Annotated in this window: 9 protein-coding genes and 1 pseudogene; 4 read left to right on the top strand and 6 right to left on the bottom strand. The window is 60.5% G+C overall.

Going from position 1 to position 10,000, the window contains the following annotated elements; genetic code table 11:
• Positions 1-193: pseudogene (locus LDL37_RS09325) on the bottom strand (diaminopimelate epimerase); the annotation flags it as partial.
• Positions 194-349: 156 nt separating this feature from the next.
• Between LDL37_RS09325 and LDL37_RS09320 the strand changes: the two are divergent.
• Complete coding sequence (locus LDL37_RS09320) at positions 350-640, top strand: DUF1330 domain-containing protein (RefSeq protein WP_290797162.1); 291 nt, start codon at positions 350-352, stop codon at positions 638-640.
• A gap of 189 nt (positions 641-829) precedes the next feature.
• Positions 830-2,857: a methyl-accepting chemotaxis protein gene (locus tag LDL37_RS09315; RefSeq protein ID WP_290797159.1), complete on the top strand. Its 2,028-nt coding sequence runs from the start codon at positions 830-832 to the stop codon at positions 2,855-2,857.
• A gap of 96 nt (positions 2,858-2,953) precedes the next feature.
• Here LDL37_RS09315 and LDL37_RS09310 read toward each other — a convergent pair whose 3' ends face one another.
• The 5 genes from LDL37_RS09310 to LDL37_RS09290 form a co-directional block, all read right to left on the bottom strand.
• Positions 2,954-3,229, bottom strand: a complete 276-nt coding sequence (locus tag LDL37_RS09310; RefSeq protein WP_013477796.1) for an ATP synthase F1 subunit epsilon — start codon at positions 3,227-3,229, stop codon at positions 2,954-2,956.
• A 61-nt stretch (positions 3,230-3,290) separates the two neighbouring features.
• On the bottom strand, positions 3,291-4,736 hold the full coding sequence (gene atpD, locus LDL37_RS09305) for a F0F1 ATP synthase subunit beta (RefSeq protein ID WP_126421871.1): 1,446 nt from the start codon (positions 4,734-4,736) through the stop codon (positions 3,291-3,293).
• Between the two features lie 10 nt (positions 4,737-4,746).
• A complete protein-coding gene (locus tag LDL37_RS09300) occupies positions 4,747-5,616 on the bottom strand; it encodes a F0F1 ATP synthase subunit gamma (protein WP_126421873.1) in 870 nt (289 codons plus the stop codon).
• Positions 5,617-5,758: 142 nt separating this feature from the next.
• A complete protein-coding gene (gene atpA / locus LDL37_RS09295) occupies positions 5,759-7,291 on the bottom strand; it encodes a F0F1 ATP synthase subunit alpha (protein WP_126421875.1) in 1,533 nt (510 codons plus the stop codon).
• Between the two features lie 21 nt (positions 7,292-7,312).
• Positions 7,313-7,867 (bottom strand): F0F1 ATP synthase subunit delta, encoded by a 555-nt coding sequence (locus LDL37_RS09290; protein ID WP_290797148.1) that lies wholly within the window; start codon positions 7,865-7,867, stop codon positions 7,313-7,315.
• Between the two features lie 342 nt (positions 7,868-8,209).
• Here LDL37_RS09290 and LDL37_RS09285 point away from each other — a divergent pair, with 342 nt between their 5' ends.
• Positions 8,210-9,010 (top strand): TerC family protein, encoded by an 801-nt coding sequence (locus LDL37_RS09285; RefSeq protein WP_290797145.1) that lies wholly within the window; start codon positions 8,210-8,212, stop codon positions 9,008-9,010.
• A gap of 118 nt (positions 9,011-9,128) precedes the next feature.
• Complete coding sequence (locus LDL37_RS09280) at positions 9,129-9,980, top strand: hypothetical protein (protein WP_290797141.1); 852 nt, start codon at positions 9,129-9,131, stop codon at positions 9,978-9,980.
• The last annotated feature ends 20 nt before the right edge of the window (positions 9,981-10,000 follow it).

Below are 10,000 nucleotides of genomic sequence, written 5' to 3'. Positions count from 1 at the left end.
AATTCCAGACCCGCATGAAGGCGTCACCCGATGCCGAGCCCTCAATCGCGATCAGTTGATCGAAGCCGATGCCGGACGCACGATCCCCCCACGCCTTCACCTGAGCGGCGGAGGGGCTGAAAGGGGTCTGGCGGGCATCGACGACCACGAAATCGTTGCCGAGGCCGTTCATCTTGAGAAAGGGGCGCGTCATGTGTCAGACGGCTCGCGGTTGGCCCAAAACCGGACATCCACTTTCGGGCGCGAGCCTTTGGCCGCTATATAGTCCCAAAGCCCGTTAAAATGTAGGCTTTTGTGGAAATTCTTGCTAACCGGGACGCATCCAACCCAAAATCGAGGAGCCTCCCCCATGCCCAAAGCCTATATCATCGCTCAGGCCAAGGTCACCGACCCCGAATCCTACGCCAAATACGGCGCTGGGACCAAAGCGCCTGCCGAAGCCTTCAACATGACACCGCTGGCGCGCGGGGGCCGCTCGCAGGTGCTGGAAGGCGAAGGTTTCCCGCGCGTCGTGATCCTTGAGTTCCCGTCTTATGAGGCCGCGCTGGGCTATTATAACTCGCCGGAATATCAGGCCGCCCGCGAACACCGCCTGAACGCCGCTGAATTCAACATGGTCGTGGTTGAGGGCGTGGAATAGCCCGTGCGACGCTCTGTCGCAAAATGCGGCACACAAAATAATTCATTATTATCAATGATATAAATATACAGCGGTGCGCCAGCCCGGTAAACAGGTGTGGGCGTACCGCTACGCATAACGCTGTTAACCTTTGTTTATAATCTGAGGCACAGGATACGCCCAAAAGCGTTCTGATCAGGGAAGTGCCTCATGTTTTTCAAAAGAAATGTCACTGCGGCGCAGCGCGCGCCTGAGCCGATCCTTGAGGCGGCCCCGCCACCGCCGTCCAGCCTGCCTTCCGAAGCCATCCGCATTCTGCGCAGCGACAGCCGTCTTAGCCAGATCGCGCCCGAACAACTCCGCTTCGGGGCACGACCCGCCGCTTTGGTGCTGGCCTTTGTGTCGCCGCATGTCGCCTTCGAAGAGGTCTGCCGCCGCCTCAAAAGCCTTGCTGGTGACGCGCCGCTGATCGTTTCCACCTCCGCCGGTGAACTGTGCGCCCAGAACGGCGAAGCCCCCTACTGTCCAGCAGGCAATAGCTGGGACAATGTGGTCATTCAGGCCTTTTCGCCGGACCTGATTGCCGGAGTGAGCCTCCACAGCGTGCCCCTTTACTGCGATGATATCCGTAAGGGGCACGCCACCCTATCGCGCGCCGAACGGGTGGACAGGATCGCCGAGGCCCTGAACCGTTTGCCGCCCACCGCACCGATCAGCGCGCAGGAGACCTTCGCCCTGACCTTTGTGGACGGCGCCTCGCTGTCCGAAAGCTATTTCATGGAGGCCGTCTACAAGAGCGGGCGCTTCCCCTGCCTGTTTGTCGGCGGGTCAGCCGGCGGCAAGATGGACTTTCAAAAGACGTGCCTGTTTGACGGGCAACGCGTGCTGGAAAACCACGCGGTCTTCGCCCTGGTCCGCATGGCCCCCGGCAAACGCTACGGCGTGCTGAAAAGCCAGAATTTCCGCAAGATCGGACCGGCCTTCGTAGTGGTCGATGCCGACCCCAACAAGCGCACAGTCAGCGCCATCTATGATTCGCAGCGCAATCAGGTGGTGCCCTTTGTCGAGGCCCTGTGCCAATCCCTGCGCATCAAACCGTCAGAATTGCAAAAGACGCTGGAAGGCCGCGCCTTCGGTATCGAAATCGACGGCGAGCTGTTCGTGCGCTCGGTGGCGCAGATCGACTTCGACAGCGGCAGCGTGACCTTCTATTGCGATGTCGGGTCGGGCGACGAGCTGATCCTTCTGGAAACCACCGACTTTGTGGAGCAGACGCGCAAGGATGTGGCGCAATTCCTGCGCGACAAGCCCAAGCCCGTCGGAGCCCTTCTCAATGACTGCATCCTGCGTCGTGTGACCAATGACAACCGCCTCAGCCAGACGGGGGGCATCTGGCCCGCCCCCGTGGCCGGGTTTTCGACCTTCGGCGAACTGTTCGGCATCAATATCAACCAGACCCTGAGCGCCATCGTCTTTTTCGATGTGGGGCAGGCGGCCTATCAGGATGACTTTATAGACAACTTCCCAATCCACTATGCGCGCTTCGTCAACTATTTCGCCCGCTGCAAGCTCAATCGCGCCGAAATCCTCAACAAGCTGCGCAGCGGGGTTATCGACACTATCGCCCAGCACGTCGGGCTGACCGGCAAGATCGAGTCCGCCCTGACCGAGATCGGGGACGTGGGCAAGGTGATGGACGGCATCAAACACGCGATGGACAGTGACCGCCGCGCCGTGGCTGGTCAGGACAACCACACTGAACAATTGTCGCAGGAGTTCAGTACGCTGAACACCGCCCTGTCGAACCTGCGTCAGGTCCTGTCGGTCATCGATTCCATCACCTCGCAAACCAATCTGCTGGCGCTCAATGCCACGATCGAGGCGGCGCGCGCCGGTGAGGCCGGGCGCGGCTTTTCGGTGGTGGCGGGCGAGGTCAAGAAACTGGCCAGCGACACCAAGTCGGCCCTGACCCATACGCAATCGGCCATCGGCGGCATCGAAGCCTCGCTTCAGCAACTGGGCGGTATCATCGAAGCGACGCGCACGCAGTTCGGCGAGGAAAGCCAGCGCTATCGCGACACGGTCGCCCATATCGAGGACATCTTCGCCCAGAGTGGCCATATCGAACGCACCCTGGGCGGGCTCAACCACGTCGTCGAAGAACACCACGAGGGCATGTCCGAAGTCAGCCGCTCCATAGACTTCCTGCGCAATCTCGATCAGCGCGCCAGAGCCTGATACCAAGGGTCATTAAAATGACCCTTGGTTATAATTAAGCAAAAACCCCGCCGGAGCGATCCGACGGGGTTTTTTGTATCCGATTATCAAAGCGGTTTAGTGGACCGTTTCGACATATTCCTCGGCGCGTTCAGCCAGGATGGTGATGCCTTCAGCATTGACATCCGCGAAGCCGCCGATGACCTGAAACATGCGCTTCTGGTCGCCGTTGAGGATGGTCACCGTGCCTTCGGTCAGGGTCGTCATCAGCGGCGCGTGGCCCGCCAGAACGCCGAATTCACCTTCGGAACCCGGCGCGATAACCTGATCGACGTCACCGGCAAAGAGTTCCTTTTCCGGGGTCACCAGCGAAACGTGAAGTTTGTCAGCCATAATCGCTGCCTTTCACACTACCCTGCCAAAGCGCCGTGCGGCGCTCAGGCAGGTGTTTAAATTAAGCTTCTGCCGCCAGACGTTCGGCCTTGGCGATGGCTTCTTCGATGCCGCCGACCATGTAGAAGGCCGCTTCCGGCAGGTGGTCGTAGTCACCGTTGCACAGACCCTTGAAGCCCTTGATGGTGTCTTCGATCTTCATGAGCACGCCCGGCGTGCCGGTGAAGATTTCAGCCACGTGGAAGGGCTGCGACAGGAAGCGCTGGATCTTACGGGCGCGAGCCACGATCAGCTTGTCTTCTTCCGACAGTTCGTCCATGCCGAGGATGGCGATGATGTCCTTCAGGGCCTTGTACTGTTGCAGAATTTCCTGAACGCGCGTGGCGACCTGATAGTGCTCTTCGCCGACGATGCGCGGATCAAGGATACGCGAGGTCGAGTCGAGCGGGTCAACGGCCGGATAGATGCCCTGTTCGGCGATCGAACGCGACAGAACGGTCGTGGCGTCGAGGTGGGCGAACGACGTGGCGGGCGCCGGGTCGGTCAGGTCGTCGGCGGGCACGTACACGGCCTGAACCGAGGTGATCGAGCCCTTCTTGGTCGAAGTGATGCGCTCTTGCAGCTTGCCCATTTCGGTGGCGAGCGTCGGCTGATAGCCCACGGCCGAAGGAATACGACCCAGCAGAGCCGACACTTCCGAACCGGCCTGCGTGAAGCGGAAGATGTTGTCCACGAAGAACAGCACGTCCTTGCCTTCCTGATCGCGGAAGTACTCGGCCTGAGCCAGACCGGTCAGGGCGACGCGGGCACGCGCGCCGGGAGGCTCGTTCATCTGACCATAGACGAGGGTGCAGCGCGAATTGCCGCCACCGCCGTGCTCGTTCACCTTCGACTCGATCATTTCGTGATAGAGGTCGTTGCCTTCGCGGGTACGTTCACCGACGCCGGCGAACACCGAATAACCGCCGTAGGCCTTGGCGATGTTATTGATCAGTTCCTGAATGGTCACGGTCTTGCCGACGCCGGCGCCGCCGAACAGGCCGATCTTGCCGCCCTTGGCGTACGGGCAGATCAGGTCGATGACCTTGATGCCGGTGACGAGGATTTCAGCCGCCGTGGCCTGATCTTCGAAGGCCGGGGCGTCGGCGTGGATCGGGTTGAAATAGGTGGTTTCGATCGGACCGGCTTCGTCGATCGGCTCGCCGATGACGTTCATGATGCGGCCAAGCGTCGCCGGGCCAACCGGCACGGTGATCGGAGCACCGAGGTCGGTGACTTCCTGACCGCGAACCAGACCTTCGGTAGCGTCCATAGCGATGGTGCGCACGGCGTTTTCGCCGAGGTGCTGGGCGACTTCGAGCACCAGACGCGCGCCGGAGGCGGTGTTGGTGGTTTCAAGCGCGTTCAGGATGGCCGGCAGGTTGCCGTCGAACTCGACATCGACGACGGCGCCGATGACCTGAGAGATGCGGCCCTTACCGGCCGTAATTTGCTGATGAGCGGTCATGGGAGTGTCCTTAGAGAGCTTCGGCACCGGCGATGATCTCGATCAGTTCGGTCGTGATCTGGGCCTGACGTTTACGATTGTATTGAAGATTGAGCGCGTTGATCATCTCGCCCGCATTGCGCGTCGCATTGTCCATGGCGCTCATCTGGGAGGCATAGAAGCCCGCATTGTTTTCCAGAAGCGACGACAGGATCTGAACCGTCAGGTTGCGCGGCAGCAGGGTTTCGAGGATCTCTTCTTCCGACGGCTCGTAGCTATAGACCGCGCCACCGGAAGTATCTTCGGCAGAGGCTTCGATCTGAGCCGGGATCAGTTGCTTGGCCGCCGGGACCTGAGAGATCACCGACTTGAACTGGCTGTAGAAAAGGGTGACGACGTCGGCGCGGCCTTCGTCGAATTCCTTGAAGATGGCTTCGGCGATGGGCTGAACCGTCGTGAGGTCCAAAGCCTTGCCCAGCTCGAAGCTTTCGACGAACAACTCGCCGAACAGACGCTTCAGCTGATCACGGCCCTTACGGCCCACGGTGATCACACGCACCGTCTTGCCTTCGGCCAGCAGCGCACGGATGTGGTCACGCGCGGCGCGGGCAATGGCGGAGTTGAAGCCCCCGGCCAGACCGCGGTCAGCGGTGGCTACGACCACGAGGTGCTTTTGCGTCGAACCCGTACCGGCCAGCAGCAGCGGCGCGGCATCACCCGACACGCCCTTGGCGAGGTTGGCGATGACCGAGGCCATGCGTTTGGCATAGGGGCGCGCGTTTTCCGCCGCATCCTGAGCCCGCTTGAGCTTGGCGGCGGCGACCATTTGCATGGCCTTGGTGATCTTCTGCGTGGCTTTCACGCTTCCGATCTGATTGCGCATGTCCTTAAGACTTGCCATGAAAAGATTCCCTCAAAACAAAATCTTCGATTTTATTTTGGTTCATATCGGCGGATCAAATCTTGGGCCAAAGACTTGTAACTGGCCTGCGATTTGATCCGACTTTTTATGTCATGGCCTGAGGTAAACTCAGGCCATATTCTCAGGCGAAGTTGGCGGCGTAGTCGGCCACGATGGCCTTCAGCTGCTCTTCCAGCTCCGGCGTCAGGGCCTTCTTCTCGCGGATGGCGGTCAGAAGATCGACGTGCTTGCCGCGCAGAAGCGACAGGAACTCACGCTCGAAGCGACCGACATCGCCCACCGCGACCTTGTCGAGGTAACCGCGGGTACCGGCATAGATCACCGCCACCTGCTCTTCGACCTTCAGCGGCGAATATTGCGGCTGCTTCAGAAGCTCGGTCAGGCGCGCACCACGGGCCAGCAGGCGCTGGGTCGCGGCGTCGAGGTCCGAACCGAACTTGGCGAAGGCGGCCATTTCGCGATACTGGGCCAGGTCGCCCTTGATCGAGCCGGCAACCTGCTTCATCGCCTTGATCTGAGCCGCCGAACCCACGCGCGACACCGACAGACCGACGTTCACGGCCGGACGGATGCCCTGATAGAAGAGGTCGGTTTCAAGGAAGATCTGACCATCGGTGATCGAGATCACGTTGGTCGGGATGTAGGCCGACACGTCGTTGGCCTGGGTTTCGATGATCGGCAGGGCGGTCAGCGAACCGGCGCCGTTTTCGTCGTTCAGCTTCGCGGCGCGTTCCAGCAGGCGCGAGTGCAGATAGAAGACGTCGCCCGGATAGGCTTCGCGGCCCGGCGGACGGCGCAGCAGCAGCGACATCTGACGATAGGCGACGGCTTGCTTCGACAGATCGTCATAGATGATCAGGCCGTGCATGCCGTTGTCGCGGAAGAACTCGCCCATGGCGCAACCGGCGAACGGAGCCAGATATTGCAGCGGGGCCGGTTCCGACGCCGTAGCGGCGACGATGATGGTGTAGTCGAGCGCGCCATTTTCTTCCAGCGACTTGACGATCTGGGCGACGGTCGAGCGCTTCTGGCCGATAACGACGTAGATGCAGTACAGCTTGGCCGACTCGTCGGTGCCGGCGTTGGCGGCCTTCTGGTTCAGGATGGCGTCGATGGCGACGGCGGTCTTACCGGTCTGACGGTCACCGATGATCAGCTCGCGCTGGCCACGGCCGACGGGGATCAGGGTGTCGATGGCCTTGATGCCGGTCTGCACGGGCTCGTGCACCGACTTGCGCGGGATGATGCCGGGGGCCTTGACGTCCACGCGGCGGAATTCGGTCGCTTCGATCGGGCCCTTGCCGTCGATCGGCTCACCCAGCGGGTTGACGACGCGGCCCAGAAGGCCCTTGCCGACCGGCACCTGCACGATTTCGCCGAGGCGGCGGACTTCGTCGCCTTCGCGCACTTCGCGGTCTTCGCCGAAGATAACGACGCCGACATTGTCCTTTTCGAGGTTCAGGGCCATGCCCTTCACGCCCGCCTTGGGGAAGGAGACCATTTCACCGGCCTGAACCTGATCCAGGCCGTGCACGCGGGCGATACCGTCACCGACCGACAGAACCGAACCGACGTCCGAAACGTCGGCTTCTTCGCCGAAACCGGCAATCTGAGCTTTGAGGATGGCCGAAATCTCGGCAGCACGAATGTCCATTGGCATGCTCTTTTTGGCGTCTTACGCCCGCTTGAGGGCAAATTTAAGGGAGTCGAGTTTGGTTTTAAGCGAAGCGTCGAACAGGCGCGAGCCGACGCGAACCTTGAGGCCGCCCAGCAGCGACGGATCGACCGTCTGGCTGAGGACAGGGTCCTGACCGAGCGCGGTACGCAGCGCGGCCTGAAGACCGGTCACCTGCTCATCGGTCAGGGCCGTGGCGGAAGTGACCACCGCCGAGACGATACCCTTCTTGGCATCGTACAGGCGGGTGAAGGCGGTGATGAGGCCAAAGACCTGATCCAGACGGCCATTGTGCGCCATCAGACCCAGCGCCTTCAGCGTCAGGGCGTTCGGCGTGGCCGTGTTTAGAACGGCGGTCAGGCCCTTCAGCTTGTCTTCGGACTTGAAGGCATGGGAGGTAACGAGACGGCGCAGATCCTTGCTTTCGATCAGCAGCGCCTTCAGGGTCTTGAGGTCCGCCTGCACCGCATCGAGTTGACCGGCGGCATCCGCCAGTTCGAATACGGCCTTGGCGTAACGCTCACCGACCTCTGTTTCTCTAAAAATATCGCTCACGATAACTTCCAGCCAAAGAAATAAGTGGAATGGGCTTTTCCGGGAGCCGGCGGGGCGCACTAAAAACAACAGGCGCGCAAAAACAACCGGCCTTTCAAGCCGCGCGCCTCTTAGCATGGGGTATGACCCACCGCAACCAACCAAAAAGCATTTTTCACTTTTCTGTGACCATGCGCCGTTCACAGGTCGTGTCGCCTTTTTTCAGCCACAAGCCGCCTGAGCGCAAAAAGATAAGGATGTTATCGTTCGCAATCGATTTCGCAGTTACGCGAAACATTGCCGCCTTACGTCGCAGCGTTTATCAAGAGCAATCGTTTTTAAGCCTTTTCCGAGAAAGCTCTCATGGACCTTATGGCCCTTTTGTCTGACCCCGCCGTCTGGGCGGCCCTTGTCACCCTCATCGTGATGGAGGTCGTGCTCGGCATCGACAACCTCGTCTTTATTTCCATCCTGTCCAACAAACTGCCGGAGCAGGACCGTCAGAAGACCCGCCGCCTGGGTATCGGGCTGGCGCTCATCATGCGTCTGGGCCTGCTTCTGACCATCGGCTGGATCATCGGCCTGAAGGCGGAGGTGTTCAATCTGGGGCTGGTCGGGCCCGTGGGCGAACACGGTGAGCCGGTTTTCGAGACGTCTTTCTCGTGGAAGGACATGATCCTGATCGCCGGGGGCCTGTTTCTGGTGTGGAAGGCGACCAAGGAAATCCACCACACGGTCGATCCCGCCCCCACCCACGATGTAATGGACGCCAAAAACGCCACCATCAACAATGCCGGGGCGGCCATCGTGCAGATCATCCTGCTTGATCTGGTCTTCTCGGTCGATTCCATCCTGACGGCGGTCGGCATGACCGAGCATGTGCCGGTGATGATGATTGCGGTCGTGGTCGCGGTTATGGTCATGCTGCTGGCCTCCGACCCGCTGGCCCACTTTATCGAAAAGAACCCGACCGTTGTGATGCTGGCGCTCGGCTTCCTGCTGATGATCGGGACGGTGCTGATCGCCGAAGGCTTCGGCGTCCATGTGCCCAAGGGTTATATCTATGCCGCCATGGCCTTCTCAGCGATGGTCGAAGGCCTCAACATGCTGTCGCGCAATGCCGCCAAGAAAAAGGCCGCGCAATCGCCCGATCCGCATATCTGATTGCCAGAGCAATCGCAGCGAATGACGCCCCCGGCCCGCCGCCGGGGGCGTTTTGCGTCTTCAACACTCGGTTAAGCCTGTTCCGTTAAGCTAACCGCGTTAGCAGAAGGCTCAACAGATGAATATTGGCACCTCCGGCATCAGCGGTCAGAACACCGCGTCTGCCACATTGACCGACCTGAACGACCGGCTGAAACTGGCCAAGGCCCAGAAGGCGCAGGCACAGAAGAACGCTGCCGACACCCTGAATGAGATGCCCAAAAAGACGCGTGACGATGCGCGCGCCCGCGCCAAGGCCAAGGTGATGCAACTGGTCGAGCGACTGAAGATCATCAAGGAACTGGGCAAGAGCGATCCGAAAATCATGGCCAAGATGCTGGCCAATCTGATGAAAGAGCTGAAGGCCGCGGTGAAGGACTATGCCAAGGCCGGCGGTAACGACATGGATGTCAGCGGCTTCAGCGCGGCCCAGAGCACGGCCAGCCAGCCCGTCCCGGACTCAGACGCAGAGACAGAATCGACCGCTGAAACCGAAACGACCGAGGCTGCCGAAGAGGCCGCCGTCAGCGACGACACGGACTCCGTGACGGAGGATACAGCGGCAGAGGCTACGCCCACCACTGAAACGGACGCCCCGGGTGAAGCGACCGCGCCCTATATCCCGACCCCCGCCGATATAAAGGGCGCTGCCGAAGCCTATGTGAAGACCGAACGCCAGCGTGCCGAGGGCGAGCTGATGGAGGTCAATGACTTCATGAAGCAGGTGCGCGGTCTGGTGAAGGTGGTGAAGGACCTGTTTGAAACGGCCAAAATCAAACTGGCCTTTCAGAAGGTGGACAAGGACACGGTCGAAGCCTTCAAATCCTCCGGCAAGGATATGGAGGAGATCGACAAGGTGCTTCAGGACCTCAACAAGGGACTGGATGACGAACGCGCCGTCTATGGCCCCCGCGCCGCTATTTATGCGTGATACCAACGCCCGAAAATGCT

The organism is Asticcacaulis sp., from assembly GCF_020217185.1.
Taxonomy (GTDB): Bacteria; Pseudomonadota; Alphaproteobacteria; order Caulobacterales; family Caulobacteraceae; genus Asticcacaulis.
Note: the sequence above shows the minus strand (reverse complement) of the source record. Positions and strands in the feature narration are given on the sequence as shown.

What these genes read in the sequence shown, in the direction of transcription:
- LDL37_RS09285 (WP_290797145.1), top strand. Translation starts at nt 8,210, where the DNA reads ATGGACCTTATGGCCCTTTTGTCTGACCCCGCCGTCTGGGCGGCCCTT.
- atpD (WP_126421871.1), bottom strand. Translation starts at nt 4,736, where the DNA reads ATGACCGCTCATCAGCAAATTACGGCCGGTAAGGGCCGCATCTCTCAG.
- atpA (WP_126421875.1), bottom strand. Translation starts at nt 7,291, where the DNA reads ATGGACATTCGTGCTGCCGAGATTTCGGCCATCCTCAAAGCTCAGATT.
- LDL37_RS09300 (WP_126421873.1), bottom strand. Translation starts at nt 5,616, where the DNA reads ATGGCAAGTCTTAAGGACATGCGCAATCAGATCGGAAGCGTGAAAGCC.
- LDL37_RS09310 (WP_013477796.1), bottom strand. Translation starts at nt 3,229, where the DNA reads ATGGCTGACAAACTTCACGTTTCGCTGGTGACCCCGGAAAAGGAACTC.
- LDL37_RS09280 (WP_290797141.1), top strand. Translation starts at nt 9,129, where the DNA reads ATGAATATTGGCACCTCCGGCATCAGCGGTCAGAACACCGCGTCTGCC.
- LDL37_RS09320 (WP_290797162.1), top strand. Translation starts at nt 350, where the DNA reads ATGCCCAAAGCCTATATCATCGCTCAGGCCAAGGTCACCGACCCCGAA.
- LDL37_RS09315 (WP_290797159.1), top strand. Translation starts at nt 830, where the DNA reads ATGTTTTTCAAAAGAAATGTCACTGCGGCGCAGCGCGCGCCTGAGCCG.